Origin of the sequence: Acidovorax lacteus (assembly GCF_039540375.1) — a bacterium.
GTDB lineage: Bacteria > Pseudomonadota > Gammaproteobacteria > Burkholderiales > Burkholderiaceae_C > Acidovorax_G > Acidovorax_G lacteus.
In genome coordinates, this window is the sequence record NZ_BAABEX010000013.1 from 251,486 (window position 1) to 275,955 (window position 24,470).

General features: G+C 69.9%; 28 protein-coding genes. 14 read left to right on the plus strand and 14 right to left on the minus strand.

Translation table 11 applies throughout. From position 1 onward, the window contains the following. Positions 1-17: 17 nt before the first annotated feature. Positions 18-971, plus strand: a complete 954-nt coding sequence (locus tag ABD866_RS10510; protein WP_345064369.1) for a cation diffusion facilitator family transporter — start codon at positions 18-20, stop codon at positions 969-971. Next, on the plus strand, positions 968-1,435 hold the full coding sequence (gene dtd / locus ABD866_RS10515) for a D-aminoacyl-tRNA deacylase (protein WP_345064372.1): 468 nt from the start codon (positions 968-970) through the stop codon (positions 1,433-1,435). The genes ABD866_RS10510 and dtd overlap by 4 nt, the downstream gene beginning before the upstream one ends. Positions 1,436-1,517: 82 nt before the next feature. On the opposite strand, the gene ABD866_RS10520 is transcribed toward dtd, so the two are convergent. From ABD866_RS10520 to ABD866_RS10530, 3 genes are all read right to left on the minus strand, one after another. Further along, on the minus strand, positions 1,518-2,261 hold the full coding sequence (locus tag ABD866_RS10520; protein ID WP_345064375.1) for a sulfite exporter TauE/SafE family protein: 744 nt from the start codon (positions 2,259-2,261) through the stop codon (positions 1,518-1,520). Positions 2,262-2,399: 138 nt separating this feature from the next. After that, positions 2,400-2,870 carry an rRNA maturation RNase YbeY gene (ybeY, locus tag ABD866_RS10525; protein ID WP_345064380.1) on the minus strand — a complete coding sequence of 157 codons (471 nt, stop codon included), beginning with the start codon at positions 2,868-2,870 and terminating at the stop codon, positions 2,400-2,402. 202 nt (positions 2,871-3,072) lie between these two features. Then, positions 3,073-4,014: a PhoH family protein gene (locus ABD866_RS10530; protein WP_345064383.1), complete on the minus strand. Its 942-nt coding sequence runs from the start codon at positions 4,012-4,014 to the stop codon at positions 3,073-3,075. A gap of 75 nt (positions 4,015-4,089) precedes the next feature. Between ABD866_RS10530 and ruvA the strand changes: the two genes are divergently transcribed. The 6 genes from ruvA (at position 4,090) to ABD866_RS10560 (ending at position 11,104) form a co-directional block, all read left to right on the plus strand. After that, positions 4,090-4,662 carry a Holliday junction branch migration protein RuvA gene (gene ruvA / locus ABD866_RS10535; protein ID WP_345064385.1) on the plus strand — a complete coding sequence of 191 codons (573 nt, stop codon included), beginning with the start codon at positions 4,090-4,092 and terminating at the stop codon, positions 4,660-4,662. A gap of 76 nt (positions 4,663-4,738) precedes the next feature. Further along, positions 4,739-6,655: a trypsin-like peptidase domain-containing protein gene (locus tag ABD866_RS10540; RefSeq protein WP_345064388.1), complete on the plus strand. Its 1,917-nt coding sequence runs from the start codon at positions 4,739-4,741 to the stop codon at positions 6,653-6,655. A gap of 25 nt (positions 6,656-6,680) precedes the next feature. Beyond that, positions 6,681-7,739 (plus strand): Holliday junction branch migration DNA helicase RuvB, encoded by a 1,059-nt coding sequence (ruvB, locus tag ABD866_RS10545; protein WP_345064391.1) that lies wholly within the window; start codon positions 6,681-6,683, stop codon positions 7,737-7,739. 8 nt (positions 7,740-7,747) lie between these two features. Then, positions 7,748-9,055 (plus strand): efflux RND transporter periplasmic adaptor subunit, encoded by a 1,308-nt coding sequence (locus tag ABD866_RS10550; protein ID WP_345064394.1) that lies wholly within the window; start codon positions 7,748-7,750, stop codon positions 9,053-9,055. 14 nt (positions 9,056-9,069) lie between these two features. Next, positions 9,070-10,296, plus strand: a complete 1,227-nt coding sequence (locus ABD866_RS10555) for an ABC transporter permease (RefSeq protein ID WP_345064397.1) — start codon at positions 9,070-9,072, stop codon at positions 10,294-10,296. Between the two features lie 100 nt (positions 10,297-10,396). Next, positions 10,397-11,104 (plus strand): ABC transporter ATP-binding protein, encoded by a 708-nt coding sequence (locus ABD866_RS10560; RefSeq protein ID WP_345064400.1) that lies wholly within the window; start codon positions 10,397-10,399, stop codon positions 11,102-11,104. On the opposite strand, the gene ABD866_RS10565 is transcribed toward ABD866_RS10560, so the two are convergent. The 7 genes from ABD866_RS10565 to ABD866_RS10595 form a co-directional block, all read right to left on the minus strand. Beyond that, positions 11,079-12,878: a lysoplasmalogenase family protein gene (locus ABD866_RS10565; RefSeq protein ID WP_345064403.1), complete on the minus strand. Its 1,800-nt coding sequence runs from the start codon at positions 12,876-12,878 to the stop codon at positions 11,079-11,081. The two genes, ABD866_RS10560 and ABD866_RS10565, sit on opposite strands and share 26 nt — an antisense overlap. Positions 12,879-12,959: 81 nt before the next feature. Continuing rightward, positions 12,960-14,129, minus strand: a complete 1,170-nt coding sequence (locus ABD866_RS10570) for a DSD1 family PLP-dependent enzyme (protein WP_345064406.1) — start codon at positions 14,127-14,129, stop codon at positions 12,960-12,962. Next, positions 14,113-14,751, minus strand: coding sequence for a histidine phosphatase family protein (locus ABD866_RS10575; RefSeq protein WP_345064408.1), 639 nt, complete (start codon positions 14,749-14,751; stop codon positions 14,113-14,115). Before ABD866_RS10575 ends, ABD866_RS10570 begins: the two co-directional genes overlap by 17 nt. A 15-nt stretch (positions 14,752-14,766) precedes the next feature. Further along, positions 14,767-15,453 carry a DUF4136 domain-containing protein gene (locus ABD866_RS10580; protein WP_425549580.1) on the minus strand — a complete coding sequence of 229 codons (687 nt, stop codon included), beginning with the start codon at positions 15,451-15,453 and terminating at the stop codon, positions 14,767-14,769. Positions 15,454-15,513: 60 nt separating this feature from the next. Next, entirely contained in the window at positions 15,514-16,443 is a 930-nt protein-coding gene (gene ttcA, locus ABD866_RS10585) for a tRNA 2-thiocytidine(32) synthetase TtcA (RefSeq protein WP_345064414.1), read from the minus strand. A gap of 73 nt (positions 16,444-16,516) precedes the next feature. After that, positions 16,517-16,888, minus strand: coding sequence for a dihydroneopterin aldolase (locus ABD866_RS10590; RefSeq protein WP_345064417.1), 372 nt, complete (start codon positions 16,886-16,888; stop codon positions 16,517-16,519). Between the two features lie 29 nt (positions 16,889-16,917). Next, entirely contained in the window at positions 16,918-17,700 is a 783-nt protein-coding gene (locus ABD866_RS10595; protein WP_345064419.1) for an SDR family oxidoreductase, read from the minus strand. On the opposite strand from ABD866_RS10595, the gene ABD866_RS10600 reads away from it, so the two are divergent. The 4 genes from ABD866_RS10600 (at position 17,699) to ABD866_RS10615 (ending at position 20,635) form a co-directional block, all read left to right on the plus strand. After that, complete coding sequence (locus ABD866_RS10600; protein WP_345064422.1) at positions 17,699-18,817, plus strand: class I SAM-dependent methyltransferase; 1,119 nt, start codon at positions 17,699-17,701, stop codon at positions 18,815-18,817. The two genes, ABD866_RS10595 and ABD866_RS10600, sit on opposite strands and share 2 nt — an antisense overlap. A gap of 11 nt (positions 18,818-18,828) precedes the next feature. Continuing rightward, positions 18,829-19,023 carry a DUF2905 family protein gene (locus tag ABD866_RS10605; protein WP_345064425.1) on the plus strand — a complete coding sequence of 65 codons (195 nt, stop codon included), beginning with the start codon at positions 18,829-18,831 and terminating at the stop codon, positions 19,021-19,023. Between the two features lie 230 nt (positions 19,024-19,253). Next, complete coding sequence (trxC, locus tag ABD866_RS10610) at positions 19,254-19,688, plus strand: thioredoxin TrxC (protein WP_345064428.1); 435 nt, start codon at positions 19,254-19,256, stop codon at positions 19,686-19,688. A gap of 110 nt (positions 19,689-19,798) precedes the next feature. Continuing rightward, the gene (locus ABD866_RS10615) at positions 19,799-20,635 is read left to right on the plus strand and encodes a MipA/OmpV family protein (RefSeq protein WP_345064431.1); all 837 of its coding nucleotides are present in this window, start codon (positions 19,799-19,801) and stop codon (positions 20,633-20,635) included. Between the two features lie 21 nt (positions 20,636-20,656). On the opposite strand, the gene ABD866_RS10620 is transcribed toward ABD866_RS10615, so the two are convergent. From ABD866_RS10620 to ABD866_RS10635, 4 genes are read right to left on the minus strand one after another with little or no spacing between them, the layout of a single operon-like run. Next, entirely contained in the window at positions 20,657-21,103 is a 447-nt protein-coding gene (locus tag ABD866_RS10620; protein ID WP_345064434.1) for a DoxX family protein, read from the minus strand. A gap of 22 nt (positions 21,104-21,125) precedes the next feature. Continuing rightward, positions 21,126-21,890: an HvfC/BufC N-terminal domain-containing protein gene (locus tag ABD866_RS10625; protein WP_345064437.1), complete on the minus strand. Its 765-nt coding sequence runs from the start codon at positions 21,888-21,890 to the stop codon at positions 21,126-21,128. Next, positions 21,881-22,771, minus strand: a complete 891-nt coding sequence (gene bufB / locus ABD866_RS10630; protein ID WP_345064440.1) for an MNIO family bufferin maturase — start codon at positions 22,769-22,771, stop codon at positions 21,881-21,883. Before bufB ends, ABD866_RS10625 begins: the two co-directional genes overlap by 10 nt. Positions 22,772-22,775: 4 nt before the next feature. Then, positions 22,776-23,066: a BufA1 family periplasmic bufferin-type metallophore gene (locus tag ABD866_RS10635; RefSeq protein WP_345064443.1), complete on the minus strand. Its 291-nt coding sequence runs from the start codon at positions 23,064-23,066 to the stop codon at positions 22,776-22,778. Between the two features lie 185 nt (positions 23,067-23,251). On the opposite strand from ABD866_RS10635, the gene ABD866_RS10640 reads away from it, so the two are divergent. Both ABD866_RS10640 and ABD866_RS10645 read left to right on the plus strand, forming a co-directional pair. Beyond that, positions 23,252-23,794, plus strand: coding sequence for a sigma-70 family RNA polymerase sigma factor (locus ABD866_RS10640; RefSeq protein WP_345064445.1), 543 nt, complete (start codon positions 23,252-23,254; stop codon positions 23,792-23,794). After that, entirely contained in the window at positions 23,791-24,432 is a 642-nt protein-coding gene (locus ABD866_RS10645) for an NrsF family protein (RefSeq protein ID WP_345064447.1), read from the plus strand. The genes ABD866_RS10640 and ABD866_RS10645 overlap by 4 nt, the downstream gene beginning before the upstream one ends. The last annotated feature ends 38 nt before the right edge of the window (positions 24,433-24,470 follow it).

Below are 24,470 nucleotides of genomic sequence, written 5' to 3' on the forward strand. Positions count from 1 at the left end.
CGGCACACCGACTCCCCATGTCCAACCCCGCTGCCCCCACGGCTGACCTCCCCGGCCACCTCCCCCCCCGCACCCTGCTCTGGGCTTCGGTGGGCGTGGCGTTGGCCACGATTGCCCTCAAAACCCTGGCCTGGTGGGTCACGGGCTCGGTGGGCCTGTTGTCGGACGCGATGGAATCGTTCGTGAACCTGGCAGCCGCCGTGTTTGCGCTGGCCATGGTGACCATTGCGCAGCGCCCGGCCGACGACGACCACCCCTACGGCCACCACAAGGCCGAATACTTCTCGTCGGGTTTCGAGGGCGTGCTCATCGTGGGCGTGGCGCTGGCCATTCTGTGGGCGGCGGTGCACCGGCTGTTCGATCCGCAGCCGCTCGAATCGCTGGGCTGGGGTCTGGGGCTGTCGATTGTGAGTTCGGCCCTCAACGGCGCGCTGGCCTGGGCCATGCTGCGCACCGCGCGGCAGGTGCGCTCGATTGCGCTGGAGGCCGATGCGCGCCACCTGCTGACCGACGTGTGGACGTCTGCCGGCGTGCTCGTGGGCCTGGTCGGTGCGGCGCTCACGGGCTGGCTGTGGCTGGATGCGCTGGCCGCCATTGGCGTGGCGCTGAACATCCTGCGCGAAGGCGCGGCGCTGGCCTGGCGCTCGGTACAGGGGCTGATGGACGAGGCTGTGGAGCCCGAGGTGCAGACCTCCATCGACCAAACCCTGCAAGGCTTCGTGCAGCGGGCCGCGCCCGGTGCGCTGCGCTTTGACCATGTGGTCACGCGGCGTGCGGGCCAGCGGCGCTTTGTCGACCTGCACATGCACATGCCTGGCCACTGGACGCTGCACGGCGCGGCGGCGCTGCGCGGCGAGGTGGAGCGCGCCCTGATGGCCGCCGTGCCCGGCCTGCGCGCCACCATTGAACTGCTGCCCACCGATGTGGAGGCGCATTTTGACGATCGTCCCAACATGAAGGAGCCCGCATGATCGCCGTGTTGCAGCGCGTGGCCCAGGCCCGTGTGGAAGTGTCGGGCCACGTGGTCGGGGCCATCGGCCCGGGCCTGCTGGTGCTGGTGTGCGCCGAGCGCGGAGACACCGAGGCCGAGGCTGAGCGCCTGCTGGCCAAGATCCTGAAGCTGCGCATCTTCAGCGACGAGGCCGGCAAGATGAACCGCAGCGTGCAAGACCTGGATGGCCAGGGCCGCTGCGGCGGCCTGCTGGTGGTGAGCCAGTTCACGCTGGCGGCCGACACCGCAGGCGGCAACCGGCCCAGCTTCACCCAGGCCGCAGCGCCAGACGACGGCCGCCGCCTGTACGAACACTTCGTGGCCCGCGCCCGCGTGCAGCACCCCGAAGTGGCCACGGGTCAGTTCGCGGCTGACATGCAGGTGCACCTGGTCAACGACGGGCCGGTGACGATCCCGATGCGCATGGCACCCGCTGCTGCCTGAGTGTGTTTGCTATTGATTAGGTAGCTGCTCGTGCTTGATTAATAAGCACGAGCGGCCAAAAACACCCCAAGGTCGCTGCCGCTCAACCCCGGGCAAAAAAGAGCGCCGCCATGGTCAGGCCCGTGGCCACGATGCCCGCGCGCAGCCATTGGGCCGGAATGCGCCGCGCCACGCGCGCGCCGCCGTAGCCGCCCAGGGTGGCGGCCACCATCATCATCAGCGCCTCGGGCCAGTGCACCAGCCCCCCGGCCGCGTAGATGGCCACGGCAATGGCCGTGAGCAGGGCCGACACCCAGTTCTTGAGCCCGTTCATGGCGTTGAGCTGCGTCTGTCCCAGCAGCCCGAACAGCGCGAGCAGCAGGATGCCCAGGCCGCCATTGAAATACCCGCCGTACCCCGCCACGGCCAGCACGCCCACGACCGCGCGCGTGCGCGACGGAGCGCCCGTGCCCGCCAGGCGCGCACGCAGTTGCGGCCCGAAGGCGAACAGCGCCGTGGCCGCCAGCAGCAGCCAGGGCACCACACGGCGGAAGGTGGCGTCGGGCGTGAGCAGCAGCAGGGCCGCACCGGCTGCGCCCCCCACGAGCGAGAGCGCGACGATCAGCCGCATGCTCAGCCCAGGCGGCGGGGCGGTGTCTTCCCGAAAGCCCCAGGCCCCGGCGATGTACCCGGGCAGCAGCGCCACCGTGCCCGTGGCATTGGCCGCCACGGGCGGCACGCCCGCATACACGAGCGCGGGCAGGGTCAGAAAACTGCCGCCCCCGGCAACGGCATTGAGGGCGCCGGCCACGAAGGCGGCCGACAGCAGCACAGCGGTATCGAACATGGCATCTCCTGCACCCGATGCTAGTCGGTGGCGGCGGCGCGATTGCGCGCCTTTGGGGCACAGGTCTTTTGCACCTCGGTGGGGCAGCCGGCAAGCCCTGCCGGTGGCGCAGCGCTGCGCACGCGGGCGGGCGGCCCGTCAGGCCGCGTTGGCGTCCGCGTACGGGTCGTCGTAGCCCAGTTCGCACAGGATGTCGGTTTCGTAGGCCTCCATCTCGCGTGCGTCTTCGTCGCTGGTTTCGTGGTCCCAGCCCTGCGCATGCAGCGTGCCGTGCACCAGCAGGTGGGCGTAGTGGGCTTCGAGCGTCTTGCCCAGCGCGGCGGCTTCTTGCGCCACCACCGGGGCGCACAGCACGAGGTCGGCCACGGCCACGGGCTCCTGCTGGTAGTCGAAGGTGAGCACGTTGGTGGCGTAGTCCTTGTGCCGGTAGGTCCGGTTGAGCGACTGGCCTTCCTCGGCATCGACGATGCGCACAGTGATCTCGGCGTCCACCGCCAGCGCATGGCGGATCCAGCGCGCCACCTTGTGGCGGGGCAGGGCGGCGCGGTGCGCAGCCACGCCGTCAAAGCGCGCAAATTGCAGCGACAGGGTGAGTTGGTTTAAAGCCATTTTGGCCTCCGGTGCTTGTCAGAAAAGCACAAGCAGCTATTGAATTGATAGTGTTTTATGGCGCTGCGCACCGCCCCTGGCCCTGGAAACTGGCGCGCCCCAGGCCCGCAGACGCCGCGCAAGGGCCGCCCCGCCGCGCTGGCGTCGTCCCCCTTCCCGAATCGCGCAGCGATTCGAGAGAAGGGGGAAGGCCCGCAGGGCCTCAGGGGGGTGTCCCTTTCTTCGCGTCGTAGGCGTCGACGATGCGGGCCACCAGCGGGTGGCGCACCACGTCGGCGCTGGTAAAGCGCGTGACGGCAATGCCCTTGACGCGCTTGAGCACGCGCTCGGCGTCGATCAGGCCGCTCATCGCGCCCTTGGGCAGGTCGATCTGGCTTACGTCGCCCGTGACCACGGCCTTGGCCCCGAAGCCGATGCGGGTGAGGAACATCTTCATCTGCTCGGGGGTGGTGTTCTGGGCTTCGTCCAGGATCACGAAGGCGTTGTTCAGCGTGCGGCCGCGCATGAAGGCCAGCGGTGCGATCTCCAGCGCGTTGCGCTCGAAGGCTTTTTGCACCTTGTCGTAGCCCATCAGCTCGTACAGCGCGTCGTACAGCGGGCGCAGGTAGGGGTCCACCTTCTGGGCCAGGTCGCCGGGCAGAAAGCCCAGGCGCTCACCGGCCTCGACCGCCGGGCGGGTGAGCACGATGCGCTGCACGCTGCTGCGCTCGAGCGCGTCCACCGCGCTGGCCACGGCCAGGTAGGTTTTGCCCGTGCCCGCGGGGCCGATGCCGAAGGTGATGTCGTGCGTGGCAATGTTCTGCAGGTACAGGTTCTGCGTCGCGGTGCGGCCGCGCAGGTCGGCGCGGCGGGTGTTGAGCACCACGGCGTCTTCGGGGGCGGTGATCAAGGCTTCGTCGCCCGCGAGCATGAGCTGGATCTGCTGCTCGGAGATCGGATCGTCCGCCATCTCGTACAGCGCCTGCAGCAGCTCCATGGCCTGCTGTGCGCCGGCCTTGGGACCGTCCACCTTGAACTGCTCGTGCCGGTGCGCGATGCGCACGTTCAGCGCCGCCTCGATCTGGCGCATGTGCGCGTCTGCCGGGCCGCACAGGTGAGACAGCCGCAGGTTGTTGTGGGGGGTGAAGGTGTGGCGCAGGATCACGCGGATAATTCCAGTCGGACGGGAAACGCCGGGCGGCGCGGCGCAGCATGCGCCCGGGCCCCGCAAAGGACACCAATGATAGGCAAATTGACCGGCACGCTGCTGGAGAAGAATCCGCCCGAGGTCGTGGTCGACTGCCACGGCGTGGGCTACGAGGTGCAGGTGCCCATGAGCACCTTCTACAACCTGCCGGCTGCGGGTGAGCGTGTGGCCCTGCTCACCCACTTTGTGGTGCGCGAAGACGCGCAACTGCTCTACGGCTTTGGCACCGCCGCCGAGCGCCAGGCCTTTCGCGAGCTCATCAAGATCAGCGGCGTGGGGCCGCGCACGGCGCTGTCCATCCTGAGCGGCATGGGCGTGAACGATCTGGCCCAGGCCGTGTCGCTGCAAGAGGCCGGGCGACTGGTCAAGGTACCGGGCATCGGCAAGAAGACGGCCGAGCGCCTGCTGCTCGAACTCAAGGGCAAGCTCGGGGCCGACATGGGCGCGCGTGCCCATGCCACCACCGACGCGCAGGCCGACATTCTGCAGGCGCTGCTGGCCCTGGGCTACAACGACAAGGAAGCTGCGGCCGCGCTCAAGGCGCTGCCCGCCGATGTGGGCGTGAGCGACGGGATTAAGCTGGCGCTCAAGACGCTCGCCAAGTAGCATCGGGCGGGTGCGCCCATGCGGCGCCAGCCTGCCGACGGCCGCACGCGCGGCCACCTCTCAGGGAAGCATTGTCATGACCACCTTTGTGCACCGCATCTGGGCGCCCGCGTTGGCGGCCCTCACTCTGGCCCTTTCCGCCTGTGGCGGCGGGGGCGCACCCCAGGCCACCCAGGCCCAGACGGCGGCCGCGCCCGTGCTGCGTGTGGACGGCTGGACGCAGCCGGCCTACAACACGGCTTCGGTGGGCACCATCAAGTCCCGCGCGCTCGACGCCCGTCCTGTGGCCGTGCGCATCGTGCTGCCCGCACTCGCAGCCGAAAAGACGGCCATCGCCAGCGGCCCCGGGCCCCAGCTGATCGGCCTGGCGCGCGACGTGGCGGCCACCCGCTCGGCCGAGGCCACGCGCAGCCAGTGGGCCTGGAAGCCCACCGCCGCCGGTGGCGCCGTGGCGGCCCTGAGCTTCACCGCCCGTGACGCCAAGGCCTTGCGCCTGGGGGTGTCGGTGGAGGCCCTGCCCGGCAGTGCCGTGCTGCGCGTGTACAGCCAGGCGCATCCGTCGCAGGTGTATCAAATCTCTGGTCAAGAGGTGCTGCAGCGTGTGCAGACCAACCTGGATGCAGGCACGCCCGAGGCCGAAGCCCGCCTCTGGTGGACGCCCGACATCGCGGGCGAGGAAGCCACGGTCGAGATCGAGCTGCCCGCCGGTACGCCGGTGGCCGCGGTGCGCGTCGCCGTGCCGCGCCTGTCGCACATCTTTGAAGACCTGAGTCTGCCCACCGCGCAGGAAGAAGCGCTGCTTGCCAAGATCAACGAGTCGGCTTCCTGCCACCTGGATGCGACCTGCTACGACACCTACGCCAACCAGCGCAATGCCATGGCCCGCATGATCTACACCCGCGACGGCCTGACCTATCTGTGCACAGGCACGCTGCTCAACGACGCCAATGCCTCGGGCACACCGTACTTCCTCACGGCCAACCACTGCATTTCCACGCAGGCGTCGGCGTCGAGCCTGATCACCGACTGGTTCTACCGCGCGCCCACCTGCAACAGCCGCACCCTGAGCACCGCCACCACGCGCCGCATGGGCGGTGCCGCGCTGCTGTATGCGAGCGACAGCACCGACATGACGCTGCTGCGCCTGAACGACACGCCGCCGCCGGGCGCCTTCTTCGCGGGCTGGGACGCCAATGCGCAAGGCCTGGGCACCAGCATCGTGGGCCTGCACCACCCGCGCGGTGACTTGCTGAAGGCCACTTTTGGCAGCATCAGCGGCCAGTCGTCGTGCGCGTCTTCGGGCGGCACGCAGTTCCAGTGTGTGGGCACCACCGGCAACTTCCACCGCGTGACCTGGACCCAGGGCACCACCGAAGGCGGCAGCAGCGGCTCGTCGATCTTCAAGGACGGCACGCACGTGGTGGGCACGTTGTACGGAGGCTCGTCCACCTGCACGGCCATTGGCTCGCCCGAGTTCTATGGCCGCTTCGACGTGGCCTACAACGCGGCGCTCAAGCAGTGGCTGGGGGCGAGCAGCGGTGGCAGTGGCCGCAGCCCGGTCTATCGCTTCTACAACAGCAGCACGGGTGCGCACTTCTTCACCACCAACGCAGCCGAGCGCGACTTCGTGATCCAGACGTATCCGCAGTTTGCCTACGAAAACATCGCGTTCTATGCCTATGCCAACCCCACGGCAGGGCAGAGCACGGTGTTCCGTTTCTTCAACACGGGCAATGGTGCGCACTTCTACACCATCAACCCGCTGGAGCGCGATTTCGTGATCCAGAACTACCCGGTGTTCAAGTACGAAGGCCCGATCTGGTACGCGCAGACCGCCGCGGGTAATGGGGCCGTTCCCATCTACCGCTTCTACCGCCCGAAGTCGGGCACGCACTTCTACACGATCAATCCTCTGGAGCGCGACTTCGTGATCCAGAACTACAAGGACTACCAGTTCGAAGACGTGGCCTACTACGCGTGGACCGCCCAGTAAGCCCTGGCTCCGCGCTACGCACCGCATGACGATCCAGACCGACGATTTCGCCCCGCCACCGCCCAAGCGTGTGGTGTCTGCCGCCCCGGCTTCGCCGCAGGAGGAAGCCCTGGAGCGCGCCCTGCGCCCCAAGGTGCTGCGCGACTACGTGGGCCAGGCCAAGGCGCGCGAGCAGCTTGAGATCTTCATCGGTGCGGCCAACAAGCGCGGCGAGGCGCTCGACCATGTGCTGCTGTTCGGCCCGCCGGGCCTGGGCAAGACCACGCTGTCGCACATCATCGCGGCCGAGCTGGGCGTGAACCTGCGCCAAACCAGCGGGCCGGTGCTGGAAAAGCCCAAGGATCTGGCGGCGCTGCTCACCAACCTCGAGAAGAACGACGTTCTGTTCATCGACGAGATCCACCGCCTGTCGCCCGTGGTCGAGGAAATCCTCTACCCGGCGCTCGAGGACTACCAGATCGACATCATGATCGGCGAAGGCCCGGCGGCGCGCAGCATCAAGCTCGACCTGCAACCCTTCACGCTGGTGGGGGCCACCACGCGTGCGGGCATGCTCACCAACCCGTTGCGCGACCGTTTCGGCATCGTGGCGCGGCTGGAGTTCTACACACCCGACGAGCTGGCGCTGATCGTCACGCGCAGCGCCGGGCTGCTGCAGGCGCCCATCGACGCCGACGGTGCGTTCGAGATCGCGCGCCGCTCGCGCGGCACGCCGCGCATTGCCAACCGCCTGCTGCGCCGCGTGCGCGACTACGCCGAGGTCAAGGGCAACGGCCGCATCACGGTGGACATCGCCGGGCGTGCGCTGGCCATGCTCGACGTGGACCCGCAGGGTTTTGACGTGATGGACCGCAAACTGCTCGAAGCCGTGATCCACCGCTTTGACGGTGGCCCCGTTGGCCTGGACAACATTGCCGCGAGCATCGGCGAGGAGTCGGGCACCATCGAAGACGTGATCGAGCCCTACCTGATCCAGCAGGGCTACCTGCAGCGCACCCCACGCGGGCGCATTGCCACGCTGGCAGCCTACCGGCACCTGGGCGTCACGCCTCCGCAGGCCGCTGGCGGCCTGTTTGCGGAGTAGGGGCGGCCATGGCACAGCCGGCCGCTTTGCCGTACCGCCGTTACGCCGGGTGGGCCGTGGCCGGTGCCGTGGCGCTGGCACTGGCGGGGGGCGCTACCGCCGTGGCGTTGCGGGGCACGCCGGTCGAGATCGTGCCCGTGCAGGCGGCTCCGCTGGTGCGCACGCTGCAGTTTTCGGCCCGCGTGGCCACGGTGTCCCGCGTCGATGTGGGCAGCACCGTCACCGGCCGCGTGGCGCAGGTGGCGGCGGCCGAGGGCGCGCAGGTGCGTGAGGGGGATCTTTTGGTGCTGCTCGAAACCGCCGAACTGCAGGCCGCGCTGGACCAGGCGATTGCAGCGCAGCAGCAGGCTGCCTCGCGGCTCGCGGGGCTGCGCAGCAGTGGGCGCAGCGCTGCACAGGCCCAACTGGCGCAGACCCAGGCCACGCTGCAGACCGCCACCGCCCAGCTAGAGCGCGCCCGGCAACTGGTGGCGCAGGGCTTCTACAGCCCGGCCCAGCTCGACGAGGCCCGCCGTGCCGCCGACGTCGCTCGGGCCCAGCAGCAGGGGGCCCAGGCCCAGGCCGAGGCCAATGCCGACCAGGGCACCGACATCGCCCAAGCCCAGGCCCAGCTCGCGCTCGCCCAGGCGGCCACGGCGGCCGCCCGCGCCCGCCTGGCGCAAGCGCAGGTGCGCGCCCCGGCCGATGCGCGCGTGCTCCAGCGGTCTGTCGAGCCCGGGCAGATCGTGCAGCCGGGTAAGGCCTTGCTCAGCCTGGCGCTCGCTGGGCCCACACAGCTCGTCGCCCAGGTGGACGAGCGCTTCCTGGAGCAGTTGCAGCCCGGTCAGCCCGCCGCCGTGGTGGCCGATGCCTTCCCGGGCCAGCGGTTTGCCGCCCGCGTGCTGTCGTTGGCCCCGGCGGTGAACGCGCAGCGCGGCGCCATTGAAGTCAAGCTGGCCCTGGCGCAGCAGGTGCCCGAATTCCTGCGGGAAGACATGACCTTGTCGGTGGAAGTCGAAACCGCCCGCCGCGACCGCGCCCTGGTGCTGCCGCTGGCCGTGGTGCGTGGGGCCGGCCCGGCCGCCGACACCGCGAGCGTACTGGTGGTGCAAGACGGCCGGGCGCAGGAGCGCCGTGTGCGCCTGGGCTTGCGCTCCCTGGACGCCGCCGAAGTGCTGGAGGGGCTGGCCGAAGGCGAGGCCGTGCTGGCCGGTGCCGCCGTGCAGCCCGGAGACCGCGTGCGGCCCCGCACCGCCCCGGGTGCAGGCGCAGCGCCATCTGCGCCTGCGCGCAGCCCCGATGCCGGGGCCGCGCTGACCAACGCCATGGGGCGCTGAAGCGGCCCACTGCCATGGCGTTCTGGCTCGGATTCGAGATGCGTGTGGCGCTGCGCTTTCTGCGCGAAGGGCGCATGCAGAGCGTGCTCATCATCGGTGGGGTGGCGGCTGGGGTGGCGGTCATCGCCTACATCTCGGCGCTGATCAGCGGCCTGCAGGCCAACACCCTGGCCAAAACCTTGGGCGCACAGGCCCATGTGACCTTGCGTGCACCCGAAGACCTGGTGGTGCCCGCGGCCGTGCCGACGCCCGGTGCCGCGGTGCTGACCGAAGCGCAGCCGCGCGCGCAGCGCCTGCGTGCCGTGGTCAACTGGCAGGCCCTGGTGCCAGTGCTGGAGGCCCTGCCCGAGGTGGCCGGCGTTTCGCCCATGGTGTCCGGCAGCGGCCTGGCCCTGCGCGGCGAGGCGGCGCAGTCGATTGCGCTCATGGGGGTGGAACTGGACCGCTACGACCGCATGGTGGGCCTGCGCTCCAAGGTGGTCAGTGGCACGGCGCGCCTGGGGCCGGGCGAAGCCATTGTGGGCCAGGAACTGGCCCGCGACCTGGGCGTGCGCGTGGGCGACCGCTTCACGGTGCAGACCGGCAGTGTGAGCGACGCAGTGCGCGTGACGGCGCTGGTCGATCTGGGCGTGAAAGATCTGAACCGCCGCACGGTCATCGTCCCGCTGCGCGCAGCGCAGAACCTGCTGGCCCTGCCCGGCGGTGCGACCCACCTCGACCTGACGCTGCGCGACGTATGGACGGCGCAGGCCCTGGCGCAGGCGCTGCAGCAGCGCTTTGCCTACAAGGTGGAGAGCTGGCAGGAAACGAACGCCCAGCTGGTGTCGGCGCTGAACGCCCAGTCCATCAGCACCACCATCATCCGGGGCGTGGTGCTGGCCGTGGTGGTGCTGGGCATTGCCAGCGTGCTGGTGGTGTCCGTGGTGCAAAAGCGCCGTGAGATCGGCATTCTGCGCGCCATGGGGGCCACCCGTGGGCAGGTGTTGCGCGTGTTTTTGGTACAGGGGGCGGTGGTGGGGGCCCTGGGGTCGGTGCTGGGGGTGCTGCTGGCGGTCGGCCTGATTGCGGCGTTCACACACTTCGTGCGCGGCTCGGACGGACTGCCGCTGTTCTCCATTGCGCTGCCGCCGCGGCTGGCGCTGCAGGTGGCGCTGGTGGCCACGGTGTGCGGCGTGCTGGCTGCGGTGGCGCCAGCCCGCCGCGCGGCGGCGCTGGACCCGGCGCAGGCGATTCGGCTGTAGGGATGAGACACCCCCCTGCGCGGCTGCGCCGCCTCCCCCCGCGCTTGCAGTGTTGCGCACGGCAGGCCGTGGGGTGCCTAAAGCGCCATGGGGGGGCCGCATGCTGATCGAGCTGCGCGACGTGCGCAAGCGCTACAACATCGGCCGGCCAACCGAGGCCGAGGTGCTGCACGGCATCGATCTGCAGGTGCGTCAGGGCGAGTTCGTGGCGCTCATGGGGCCCTCGGGGTCGGGCAAGAGCACCTTGCTCAACATTCTGGGCTTGCTCGAGCGCATGACCACTGGCCACTACCGGCTGGGCGAGGAGGCCGTGCAGGACTTGTCCGACACGGAGCTGACCTTGCGCAGGCGGCGCATGTTGGGCTTCGTGTTCCAGTTCCACCATCTGCTCCCGGCCTTCTCGGCGCTGGAGAACGTGACGCTGCCCGCGCTGATGGCCGAGGGAGTCGTGCGCCGCGCGCAGCGCGACCATGCGCGCGAACTGCTGGCCGCCGTGGGGCTGGCCCAGGCCATGGACAAGCGACCGGGCGAACTCTCTGGCGGCATGCAGCAGCGCGTGGCCATTGCGCGGGCGCTGGTGATGAACCCGCCGCTGGTGCTGGCCGACGAGCCCACGGGCAACCTCGACACCGCGTCTTCGGCCGAGGTGTTCGGCCTGCTGCGCCGCATCCATGCCGAGCGGGGCACCAGCTTCGTGCTGGTCACGCACGACCCGCGACTGGGCGCGCAGTGCGACCGTCTGGTGGAACTGGTGGACGGGCGAATCGCGCGCGACGAGCCCGTTACCCGCGCGGCGCCACCGGCGTGAGGGGCGGCAGTGCCTGCCGCACCCAGCCGCCGACGATGAGCGCCTGTGCGGCGTAGTAGGTGCCTAGCACCCACAGCGCCGACAGCGGCAGCGGCTGCACGAAGCGGTTGATGGCGAGCACTGCGTCGCTGACCATGAAGCACACCGCCCCGGCCGCCACCAGCCAGGCGGCCCGGGTGCGCAGGTGCAGCGCGCGGCCGAGGGCCTGTGCGGCCATCAGGGCGATCACAAGCACATACACCGCCACGGGTGCGCGCAGGCCTGCGGGCAGGCCGCCCGTCCAGAGCACGGCGTACATCACAGCCCCCACGGCCAGCGGCACCGCCAGCGCAGCGCGCGATGCGAACCAGGGCGTGTCGCGCCGCAGGAGCACGATGTACGCCAAGTGCGCGAGCAGAAAGCTCGCCAGGCCCGGCACGAAGAAGCCCTCGAACATCAGGAACGCATCGCCCGCGAGTGACGCGGCCAGCGCTGCGAGCAGCCAGACCACGCCGCCCCGTGCCGTGTGCGCTGCGGAAGGCTTGGAGTCAAAATGGCTGCTCGTGCTTGAATACCAAGCACAAGCCGCTACAAAAATCATAGCAATCACCATCGTCAACGGCTTGAAGACGCGGTGGGCCTCCACCCAGCCCCAGGCGCTGGTAGCCATGGCCAGCGCGCCGCACTGCAGGGTGAGCATCTCCAGCCAGTGGATGCGCCCTTGCATGAGCGCGCCCAGCGCCCATTGCCACACCAGCAGCACGGCAAAGCCCACCAGATTGACGCCCAGCCCGGCGCTGTCGGCCTGCCACAGGAAGGCCGCCACTCCGGCCAGCAGCAGCACGAACTGCACGGCCGCAAAGCGGCGAATGCCGGGCGTCATGGGCGGATCAAAGCGCTGCACGGCGGCCAGCGAGAACGCGGGTTTGGGAAAGCGCTCGGCGACGTCGGCCGGCCGCCAGCCCGGCGGCTTGAGCCATACGCGCAGCTTGTCGGTCCAGCGGCGCGCATGCCAGCTGTCGTGCAGCAGCCCCGCGTACACCTGGGTGTTGGCCCACAGCGGGTCCCAGCTGTTGAGCAGCCCCCGCGTGCCGTACACGCACTTCTCCTGCGGGTCTTCGTCCTTGAAGGTGCCGAACAGCCGGTCCCAGACGATCAGGACGCCGCCGTAGTTCTTGTCGAGGTAGGGGTCGTTCACCGCATGGTGCACCCGGTGGTTGGAGGGGCTGCAGAACCAGCGGTCAAACCAGGCCCAGCGGCCGGTCTGGCGCGGCACCAGTTCGGTGTGCACCCAGAACTGATACAGCAGATCGATCAGCCCCACCACGGCAAACACCAGCGGCGGCACGCCCGCCAGCGCCATGGGCAGGTAGAACACCCAGCCCAGCAGGGCGCCCGAGCTGGTCTGGCGCAGTGCGGTCGAGAGGTTGTAGTCCTGGCTCTGGTGGTGCACGGCATGCGCGGCCCACAGCACGGCCGATTCGTGCCCCATGCGGTGCAGCCAGTAGTAGCAGAAGTCGTAGAACAGCAGCGCCAGCACCCAGCCGGGCAGGCTGGTCCAGAAGGCGTCGTTGCGCCACAGCGCCACATGTTCGAACACCAGGGTGTAGAGGCCGATGCGCAGCAGGCGGGTGAACACGGCACTGGTCTGGCTGAGCATGCCCAGGCTGATGCTGCTCACGGCATCTGCAAGGCGGTACACCGGCTGGCGGCGTCGCTGGGCGACCCACCACTCCACCGCGATCAGCAGAAAAAAAACCGGGGTGGCCAGGACGATGATCTGGCTCGGTGTCATGCGCGTGTCTCCTGAAGGCCGCATGAGACCGGCCGCCGTGCGCCGCGCCCCTGCGGGGTGTGGCGCCGATTGTGGGCTGGATCAGCCCACCGCACCTCTGGCATCAACCCTGATGATGCGCTCCACCACCCCGCGCGTGAGACCGCCACGCACGCCGATCAGGTGGTCGTACAGGTTCACCGTGGGGTCGCAGTGGCCGGGAATCAGCCACAGCATACGGCCCAGCGCAGGCAGCCGGGCCTCGGGGCCTTCGGGGTGCAGCACGCCATGCTCGTCGCCCCCGTTGGCGTAGCGCAGCGCACGCTCGGGCGGCAGGAAGGCCACCACCGGCAGGCCGGAGTCGATGGCGTGGCTCTTGTGCCCCGCGTCGCACACGGCATGACCGCCCTGCACCGAGATCACCTGCGTCTTGACGAACAGCGCATGCTCGAAGGCAGGCTGCGCAGCCTCGCGTTCGTTGCGGGCGTAGTCGGCGTCCATGAACAGGAAAGAGCCGGGCTGCAGTTCGCCGTACACGCCGCTGGCCGTCTCGTGCACCATGGTGCCCGTGCCCGCACCGGTGATCAGGGGCACGGTGTGGCCAGCGCCTTCCAGCGCGGCGCGGGTGCGGGCTGCGGCGCGGACCGCACCCGCAATGGCCTCGCGCCGCTCGGCGGCACTGCGCAGGTGCTGGGCGCGTCCGTGGTAGGCCTGCAGGCCGGCAAAGCGCAGCATCGGGTGGCGCGCAATGTCTTCGGCCAGGGCCACCGCCGCAGGCCCGGGCGGCAGGCCGCAGCGGCCCTGGCCCACGTCGATTTCGATGAACACGTCTACCGTCGCGCCCTGGCCGGCCACCATCATGGCTTCGGCCAGGCGTTGCACGCCTTCGGCATGGTCCACCGCCAAGGCCATGCGCCCACCGCGCGGGGCCAGCTGGGCGGCCAGCCGCGCCAGGCGCAGCAGCTTGGGCAGGGCAATCACCTGGTTGCTGATGTAGACGTCCAGCACGCCGCCGGCCACCAGGGCCTCGGCTTCGGACACTTTTTGCACGCACACGCCGCTGGCACCGGCCTGCTGCTGCAGCAGCGCGATTTCGGCGCTTTTGTGCAGCTTGGCGTGTGGCCGCCAGCGGATCTGGTGCTTGCGCGCAAACTCGGCCATGCGCTGCAGGTTGCGGTCCATCGCGTCCAGGTCCACCACCAGCGCCGGGGTGTCGATCAGGTCCACCCGCTGGCCCAGGCAGGCCTGCAGGGGTTCAGGTAGAGGTTTCATCGCGGCTGCTTGCTTCCAGGTGCTGGGTATCGGCCCATCCGACCAGTGTCAGGCCCTCGGGCGTCCAGAGCAAGCGGTTGATGGCCGCATTGGCCAGTTGCCAGGTGCGCGGCGCCTGTATGTCCTGTCCCGTGGCTGCGCGGTACAGCACATCCAGCGGTCCGCCATGCGCCACCAGCACCACCAGGCCGCCCGGGTGCTGCGCCGCAAGCCGATGCGCGGCCTCGGTCACACGCGCGCGCAGCGCCAGCAGCGACTCGCCGCCCGCTGGCGCGTAGTCCGGGTCGCGGCGGCGCCAGCGCAGCGCCTGCTCGGGGTGTTCCTGCTCGATCTCGGCAAACGTTTTGCCTTCCAGCGCCCCAAAGCAGCGTTCGCGCAGCCCGGGCTCGGTGTGCAGCGGCGCGCCCGTGGCGTCGGCCACGGCGCGCGCGGTGGCCAGCGCGCGCTGCAGGTCGCTCGCATACACGGCGCTGACGGGTTCCCCGGCCAGGCTGTTCGCCAGCTGACGGGCCTGCCAGTGGCCGCGTTCATTGAGCGGAATATCAAGGTGGCCCTGGATGCGGGTATCCACATTCCAGGCGGTCTCGCCGTGGCGCACGGCGATGATGCGGGTGATCTGCATGCCGAAGTCGAGAGGTCAGCGCGTCGCTGCGGGCAGCACCACCGCCGGTTGCACTGCCGCGGGGCTGGCAGCGGCCGCAGCGGGCGGCGGGTAGGGCAGACGCACCTGGCGGCGGCCTGCGGGTGGGTTCGGAAACCCGGCGAGCGCGGCGTCGAACAGCACGCCGTAGAGGGCCGGGTCGACCGTCCATACGTCTTCATGCACGGCCGAGGTTTCGTACACGACCTCCTGGGTGCGAGCGTCGCGGATCAGCAGGCTCACCGCGCGGCGATACAAGGGGGTGGGTTCGCCCATGCGCCAGATGCCCCGCACGCCCCAACCCCCGGTGCCAGCCCAGCCACCCCATCCCCAGGGTGACGGCCCCCAGGGGTCTACCCGCTGCACACTGGAGGCCTGCACGCCGATCTGCACCACCAGCGGTGCCTGCGCCCCCTCGGGCCGCAGGCCGGCGCGCTCCAGGGCCTGCGCGGCCAGCCGGGCGATGGGCTCGAAATCAGTGCCCTGCTGCGAGGGCAGTCGTTCGATGCGGTAGCCCAGCGGCAGGGTGGCCGCCGCCAGGCGGGTATGGGTCTGGACGTCCCCCTCGACCGTGCGCGTGGTGCTGCAGCCCGCAAGAACTGCGGTGGTCAGCAGCAGCGCCCACAGCACCGCGCGCGGGCTGCGGGCTGCGCGCGCGGCGGGGCGCAGAAAAGTGCGGGACATGGTCATGGTGGGCTCCTGTGCAATCGGCGTGCCAACCGCTGCCGCACCGCCCGGCGCGCATCAGCCGATGGACACCACCTGCAGCGAAGGCAAGGCCGACGGCGCTGTGAACTCCTCCGGGTCGAACGCGCGGTCGCCGTCTTCGCTGGCGACGCCTGTGGCCCGCGCGTTCTGGAAGTCGTGCAGTTTGCCGTCCAGCAGGTGGGTGGTCACCACGTTCTGCAGCGAATGGAACATGTTTTCGACCCGGCCCGGGTACTTGCGTTCCCATTCGCGCAGCATTTCGCCGACCTGCTTGCGCTGCAGGTTCTCCTGGCTGCCGCAGAGGTTGCAAGGAATGATCGGAAACTCGCGGTATTGCGCCCAGCGTGTGGTGTCCTTTTCGGGCACGTAGGCCAGCGGGCGGATCACCACATGGCGGCCGTCGTCGCTCACCAGCTTGGGCGGCATGGCCTTGAGGCGGCCCCCGAAGAACATGTTGAGCAGCAGCGTCTGCACGATGTCGTCGCGGTGGTGGCCCAGCGCGATCTTGGTGGCGCCCAGCTCGTCGGCCACGCGGTACAGAATGCCGCGGCGCAGGCGGCTGCACAGGCCGCAGGTGGTCTTGCCTTCCGGCACCACGCGCTTGACGATGCTGTAGGTGTCCTGGTTCTCGATGTGGAACGGCACCCCGGTGGTCTTGAGGTACTCGGGCAGCACATGCTCGGGAAAGCCGGGCTGCTTCTGGTCGAGGTTCACAGCCACCAGTTCAAAGCGCACGGGCGCGCGGCGCTGCAGCTTGATCAGGATGTCGAGCAGGGTGTAGCTGTCTTTGCCGCCCGACATGCACACCATCACCTTGTCGCCTTCTTCGATCATGTGATAGTCCACGATCGCGCGGCCGACTTCGCGGCACAGGCGTTTTTCCAGCTTGTGCGCTTCGCGTTCGATCTTCAGCTCTTTCTGTGCATCGGCGGCTGGGGCCTGAGGTTCAATCCAGGTGGCGTTCATGGGGCCGTATTGTCTCACCGGGGTGCTGCAGCCTGCCACGGAGGGTGCATTGCGCGCGCGGGCGATCGCGCGCTCACCACTGACCGGTTTCCACCCGGATCGCGACTTCACAGTCGTCAAAGATCTCCAGTTTGGCAATCTTCACGCGCACCCCCAGCACGCCGGGCAGTTGCATCAGCCGGTGTGCGAGCTTGCCGATCAGGCTTTCCAGCAGGTTCACATGCTCGGCCGTGCACTCGTCGATGATGATCTGCCGCACACGCCGGTAGTCGAGCACGTGGCCGATGTCGTCGTCGCGCGGCGACAGGGGCTGGGTGCCGAGGTTCAGTTCGGCATCGACCTGGATGGGCTGTGGCGCGGTTTTTTCGTGCGCAAGAATGCCCAGGTTGGCTGCAAAGCGCAGCCCGGTGAGGGTGAGGATCTGGGTGCCGGCGGCGTTGTACATGGGCAAAAGTCCTGGAGCGCGAGCCGGGCTTACATCAGCGAGAAGTCGCGCTCGAATTTCATCAGGTGCTGGCCACCGTCCACCAGCAGCGTCGTGCCGGTGATCGAGCGGTTCTCCAGCGCAAAGCGCACCGTGGCGGCCACGTCCTCGGGGGTGGACGAGCGACCCAGCGGACTCAGCGCGTGCAGCGCCTGGAACTTCTCGTCGCTGAGCATGTGGCTCGTGAGCGTGAGGCCCGGCGCCACGCCGACCACGCGCACCCGGGGCGCCAGCGCCAGGGCCATCATGGTGCCCGCAGCTTCCAGCGCGGCCTTGGACAGCGTGTAGCTCACAAAATCGGGGTTCTGGTTCCAGAGCTTCTGGTCCAGCAGGTTGACCACCGCACCCTGCACGCCCGGCTCGGTCAGCGCGCGATGCTGCACATGGCGGTGCAGCGCATCGGCCAGCAGCAGCGGCGCGCCCGTGTTGCTGCGCAAGTGGCGTTGCAGCAGTTCGTAGCCAAAACTTTGGTGGGTGTCGTGCTCGAACAGGGAGGCGCTGTTGACCACCGCGTCCAGGTGTCCAAAGGCCTGTACCACGCGCGGCACCAGGCTGCGCACCTCGTCCTCGCGGTCGAAATCAGCGGCAAAGCCTTCGCAGCGGCCCGAGCGCGCGGCGCAGTCCTGCACCGTCTCGGCCGCATCGGCGGCCGAGCTGCGGTAGTGCACCGCCACCTGCCAGCCGCTGTCGGCCAGGGCCAGCGCAATGCTGCGGCCCAGGCGGCGCGCAGCGCCGGTGACCAGCACGGTGCGGGGGCGGCGGGATTCGGTCATGGAGGACAATCAGGGCGTGACAACCACGGAACACGACAGTTTAACGAGCGCCCTGCAGGCGCACATGGCCAAGGTTTTGGCCCAGGCCGGAGGCTGGGTCGGCTTTGACCGCTTCATGGCGCTGGCGCTCTACACCCCCGGACTGGGGTACTACGCGAACGGTCTGACCAAGTTCGGCCTGCTGGCCGCCAGCGGCAGCGATTTCGTGACCGCGCCCGAGCTGTCGCCTGCGTTTGGTCGCCTGCTGGCCGTGCAGGTGCGCGAAGCGCTGGACGCCACCGCCACCGACGAAGTCTGGGAGTTTGGCGCCGGCTCGGGCGCGCTGGCGGCACAGCTGCTCGGTGCCCTGGGCGAGCGTGTACAGCGCTACACCATCGTCGATCTGTCGGGCAGCCTGCGGGCACGCCAGCAGGAGCGCCTGGCGGCCTGGGGCGATCGCGTGCGCTGGGTGGACCAGCTGCCCGAGCGCATGGCGGGTGTCGTGGTGGGCAACGAGGTGCTCGATGCCATGCCGGTGCAACTGCTCGCCCGGCACGGCCAGGTCTGGCACGAGCGCGGTGTGGCGGCGCACGCAGACGGCTGGGCCTGGAGCGACCGACCGACCGACCTGCGCCCGCCGATGGACATCGACGGCACGCACGACTACCTGACCGAGATCCACCCGCAGGCCGAGGCCTTTGTGCACACCCTGGGTGCGCGCCTGGAGCGCGGTGCGGCGTTCTTCATCGACTACGGCTTTGGCGAGCGGGAGTACTACCACCCCGAGCGCCACATGGGTACGCTGGTGTGCCACCGCGCGCACCGCGCCGACGACAACCCACTGACCGATGTGGGGCTCAAGGACATCACCGCGCATGTGAATTTCACCGGCATCGGCGTGGCCGCGCAGGACAGCGGCTGGGAGCTGCTGGGCTACACCACGCAGGCACACTTCCTCATCAACTGCGGGCTGGCTGCGGTGCTGGACACGCTGGAGCCCGCCCAGCGCAGCCAGGCTGCCAAGCTGGTGATGGAGCACGAGATGGGCGAGTTGTTCAAGGTGATCGGTCTCGTGCGCGGTGTGCCCGCCTGGCCGGCCTGCGGCTTCGTGCAGGGCGACCGCACGCACCGGCTCTAAGGCCACGGCCCATGCTGCGCTGGCTCATCGTCGTCTTTCTGGCGCTGCTGTTCATCAGCTGGATCAAGCCCTGGCTGCTGCGCCTGGGCTTGGGGCGTCTGCCCGGTGATTTCCGCTTTCGCTGGCGCGGCCGCGAATGGGACATTCCCCTGACCTCCACCCTGCTGCTGAGCTTTGTGCTCAGCCTGGTCGTGCGCGGGCTTTGAATGCTTGCGTGTGCGGGCCTGCGGGATCTGCCGGCTGCGTGCGCGCAAGCCCGCGCTGGTTGCGGTGGTGCCCGCTTTAGAGGGGCGTTGCACCGTGCAATGCCGCACCCGCGCTGCCGGGGGCGCCCTGCCACAGCGTCTTGAAACCCCGTTTCCCGGCCGCATCCTCCTTGGGCCCGCACCGCTCGGCTTTGCGGCGGTGCGCCCCTTGTTGAACTGTGGAACCTGCCATGTCCGAAGCGCTGCACATCGTCTGCCCCCACTGCCACACCACCAACCGCGTGGCTTCCGAACACCTGCGCAGTGCGCCCGACTGCGGGCAGTGCCACAAGCCCTTGTTCACCGGAGCGCCCGTGGCGCTGGATGCCCAGAGCCTGGAGCGCCATGTCCGGCGCAGCCATGTGCCGGTGGTGGTGGATTTCTGGGCCCCCTGGTGCGGCCCGTGTCGGCAGATGGCGCCAGCCTTCGCGCAGGCTGCTGCACAGCTGGAGCCCATGGTGCGGCTGGCCAAGCTGGACACCGAGGCGTACCCGGCGGTTGGAGCGGGGCTGGGCATTCGCAGCATCCCGACCATGATCGCGTTCCGCCAGGGGCAGGAGGTCGCGCGCATATCGGGCGCGCTCGGGGCGGCCGACATCGTGCGCTGGGTGCGCTCAGTGCTGTAAGCCTGGTCGTGGTTGGGCCAATGGGCCGTGGGTCTCTGTGGGTTTTGACTGAATCGTATGCAGACAATACTATTTGGTCACTTTTTAACCCCAGGCATTCAGGAGGCCTCATGCGCTCTTTCCACCAGACGATCCGGATCCACGCGCCCCTGGCCCGCACGGCCGCAACGGCCGCTGTTGCGGCCTGTGCCGTCCTGGTGCCCGGATGGGCCAGCGCGCAGGCGTTTGACGCAGTGCGCCTGTACGGCGCAGCGCCCGACCAGAACGGCGGCACCATCGGCCTGGCCGTGGTGGCGGGCCGCGAATACGCGGGCTCGGACGAGCGTCGCACGCGCCTGCTGCCCGCTATCGACTACCGCTGGGCCAACGGCTGGTTTGCGGGCACCACCAACGGCATTGGCTACAACTTCTCGCGCGATCCGGCGCTGCAGTACGGCCTGCGCCTGACTGCCGATTTCGGCCGCGACGAAGACCGCTCCCGCGTGTTGCGCGGGTTGGGCGACGTGGAAGCGCGCCCCGAACTCGGTGCGTTCTTCAACCTGCTGCCCAGCCGCAACACCTTTGTGACAACCTCGCTGCGCTACGGCAGCGGCAACGGACGCGACGGCCTGCTGTTCGATGTGGGCGCCGGCATGGCCTGGCAGCCTGCGCCCGCCTGGCGCCTCGGGGCCGGCGTGGCCGCCACCTGGGCCAACGCCGCTTACCAGCAGTCGTACTTTGGCGTGGATGCGGCGCAGGCCGCGCGCAGCGGGCTGGCCCGCACCAGCATGGGCAGCGGCGTGCGCGATGTGCGCGCCTCGGTGTCGGCCACCTACAGCTTCCACCCCAAGGCGGCGGTCACGGCCGCGCTGTCGTACAGCCGTCTGCAGGGCGATGCCGCGCGCAGCCCCATCGTGCGGGAGGCCGGTTCGCTGGGCGGCGTGGTGGCCGTGAGTTACCGCTTCTAAGGCGGCGCGCGGCGCGGTGCTTCAGTGCGGGTGCGTGGCACGCGCCCAGGCATGGTCCAGTGACACCGGGCCCGCGCCGCGCCCCACCAGGTACAGCAGCAGCCCCGCCCACGCCAAGTGGGTGGGCCAGGCGTCCGGGTACACAAACAGCTGGATCACGGCCGTCATGCCCAGCAGCGCCAGCGCCGACAGCCGCGTGGCCAGCCCCAGCACCAGCAGCACCGGGAACACATGCTCGGCCACCGTGGCCATCTGTGCGGCCAGTTCAGGCGACAGCAGCGGCACCCGGTATTCCTCGCGGAACAGCTGGTAGGTGCCGTCGGTGATGTGGAACGCACCCTCGACCTTGGTGCGGCCCGATTGCCAGAAGATGGCAGCCACGGCGATGCGGTGGACCAGCGCCAGCAGCGCGTGCGGGGTCAGCCGCGCGGCCCAGGCCAACAATGGGGATGACAGGCTCACAGGCATGAAAGCACTCCAGTCTCGGGGTTCAGGGTTCGCACAGGGCTCCGGCGCCGACCAGGCTGTGCCAAAGCGCCAAAAAGTCCACCGCAGGGTCGGCCTGCAGCGCGGCGGTGACCGCTGACTCCAGCGGGTCGCCAGCGGCGCAGCGGTCGAGCAGCGCACAACCGGCCAGCGGTAAGGCCTGCCAGACCACGGCATCTGCGGGGCGCGTCAACAGCCCGGCGTCGCCGTGCCATGGGTGCTGGTCGCTCCATGCATGGCCCTCCCGGTGGCAGCGCCACAGCGCAAAGGCCGGGAGGTCGGCGCAGGCCCCCCAGCGCGCCGCCGGATGGGGCCGCAGGTGCAACCCCGCCCACTGTCCGGCCGGTTGCCGGGCCAGCCAGTCGGCCGGCACGGGTGTGGCATCGGCTGCCAGGTGCGATTCGGTCCAGCACCGGTCCCACCGTGCCACAGCGCTCAGGTAGGGCAGGTCTTGGGCGGGCGCAAAGCCGTCCAGAAAGTCGGCAAAGCCCGCGCCGTACGCCATGAGCCGACCGTCGCGGGGCGGATGCGTCTGCACGAACACCAGCGCAGCGGCGCGCAGCCAGTCGTCGCCCACCATCTGCGCCACGGTCGGGTACTGGGCCACCAGCGCATCGCTGCAGCCCTTGAGCACGGTGTTGCGGTACACGGCAAAGCCCGGGTGTTGCCGCAGGTACTCCACCAGTGCGGCCTCGGGCGTGGCGGCGGGTAGCGGCGGTTCGGGCCGCAGGGCGGCCGCCCAGGCGTCTTGAAAGGCGCTCAGGTGCATGCGGCGGTCTCCTCGGTACGTGCGCTTTGCAGCAGGCGGTGGGCAGGTTCGCGTTCCTGTAGCAGGTCGAGCAGCGGCGGTATGTTCTCGTCGCGTTCGATCAGCACGGGCACCGGGCCCGTACGGGCCAGCACCTCGGCCAGCAGCGCCCATACGGCGGCGCTCACCGGCGCATCGTGGCTGTCGATCCACAGCGCCTCGCCCAGCGCCGGGTCGGCATGGTGGCCAGCCAGGTGGAGCTCGCTCACGGCCTGCAGCGGATACGCCTCCAGATAGGCCTGCGCGCTGGTGCCCAGGTTGTGGCTGGCCACGGCCACGTTGTTCAAATCCAGCAGCAAGGTGCAACCCGTGCGGCGCACCAGTTCGGCCAGGAAGTCGGGCTCGCTCCAGTCGTGCCCTTCAAGCGGCAGGTAGTGGGCCGGGTTCTCAATGGCGATGGTGCGGCCCAGCGCGGTCTGCGTGCGGTCGATGTTGTCGGCCACGCGCTGCAGCGCTGCATGCGTGCGGGGCAGCGGCAGCAGGTCGGGGTGGTACACGCCCCGCCATGCCGACCAGGCCAGATGCTCCGACACGCACATCGGTTCGATGCGGCGGACCAGCGCCGCCAGGCGCGCGAGGTGCGCGGCGTCCACCGGCGCATCGGCGCCGAGGGACAGCGACACCCCGTGCAGCGACACCGGATGGCGCGTCCGGATGGCTTCGAGCCATGCGAGGCGCGGTCCGCCATCGGCCAGATAGTTTTCGGGGTGCACTTCCCACCACAGGCCCGGGGCGTTGCAGGCCAGGGCCTCGGCATAGTGCTGGGGCTTGAGCGACAACCCCGCCGTGGCCTGGGCCAGGCGGTGCGGGGCTGCAGGCCCGTGCGGGGGGTGGGCGTGCATGGGCTCAGGCCTTGATGGGCGAGAGCGAGCCTGTGCCCTTGGGCGTCTTGATGCTCGCGCAGGTGCCGGCGGGCACGTACTTCCAGGCGTTGCCCTGGTAGTCCACCTTCGAGGTGCCCGCGCAGGTGGTGCCCGGGCCGGCGGCGCAGTCGTTCTTGCCGGCCAGCGAGACGCCGTAGCACTTCTCCATCGCAGGCTTGGCCGCGTCCTGGGCATGTGCGCTGGGGGTGAAGACGGCGGCCGAAGCCAGGGCTGCCAGGGCCAGGGCGCCGAGCGAAGCAGTGGTGGTGGTCATGGTGAAACTCCTGTAAGGCGGCGCACAACTGGCGCCAGGGGGATGACAGCGGCACCCCATGCGCCGCGTCTGGGGTGTAATTCGCTGCGGGAACGCCGCCGGTTACGGTGTGCGCAGAAAATTTTTTTGGGTGGTGGCTGTAACCCGTACGCCCCCTGTGCCGAACTAGCTGGCGTGGAGAGTGCATGGAGACCGAAGAGCGGCTCAAGGACCTGATGCAGCGCGGGCTGGCCGGCGAAGCGGCGGCGTACCAGCAGTTTCTGAAGCTGCTGAGCGCCCACTTGCGCGCCTTTGTGCGGCGGCGGCTGGCGCAATGGCCCGATGTGGCGGAAGACCTGGTGCAGGAGGTGTTGCTGGCCGTGCACCACCAGCGGCACACCTACGACCCGGCCCTGCCCGTGACCGCCTGGGCCCATGCGATCGCCCGCTACAAGCTGGTGGATTGGTGGCGGGCCCATGCGGGCAAGCAGGCGCTGCATGTGCCGCTGGACGACGTGCAGGAGCTGTTTGCCGCCACCGACACCGAGGCGCGCGAGGCCCAGCGGGATCTGGCGCAACTGCTGCAAACGCTGCCCGAGCGCCAGCGGCTGCCCATCGTGCACGTGAAGCTCGAAGGGCTGTCGGTGGCCGAAACCGCCCAGCGAACGGGCATGACCGAGTCCGCCGTGAAGGTGGGCATACACCGGGGGCTCAAGGCCTTGAGCGCCCGGATCCAGGGGATGCGATGAAAACCGATGACCTGATCGACCTGCTGGCCCACGACGCACCGCCCGTGCCGCGGAGCGCCGTGCCGCGCCGCCTGGGGGCGGGCGTGGCGCTTGGGCTTGCGGGCGCGGCCGCGCTGATGGCCGCCGTGTTCGGCCTGCGGCCCGAGCTGGCCCGCATGGCCGCCGAGCCCATGTTCTGGGGCAAGCTGGCCTATGCGGCCGCGGTGGCCGCGGTGGGCGTGGCGCTGCTGTGGCGGCTCGGTCGCCCGGGTGCGCGCGTGGGCTCGGTGCCGTGGGCGCTGGTGCTGCCGGTGGGCCTGATGGCCTTGGCGGCGCTTGCCACGCTGTGGCAGGCCCTTCCGGGCGAGCGCATGGCGCTGGTGCTGGGCAGCACCTGGCGCACCTGTCCGTTCAACATCGCCCTGTTGTCGCTGCCGGCGCTGGGCGCGGCGCTGTGGGCTTTGCGCGGCGCGGCGCCCACGCGCCTGGCGGCAGCCGGGGCGGCGGCGGGTCTGCTGGCCGGGGCGCTGGGGGCGCTGGCCTATGCGCTGCACTGCCCGGAGCTGCAGGCGCCGTTCCTGCTCGTGTGGTACCTCATGGGCATGGCCGTGCCCACGGTGCTGGGTGGCTGGCTGGGGCCGCGGCTGCTGCGCTGGTAAGGCGCGGCGGCTGCGCGGGTGGCGCGCGGCGGGCCGCA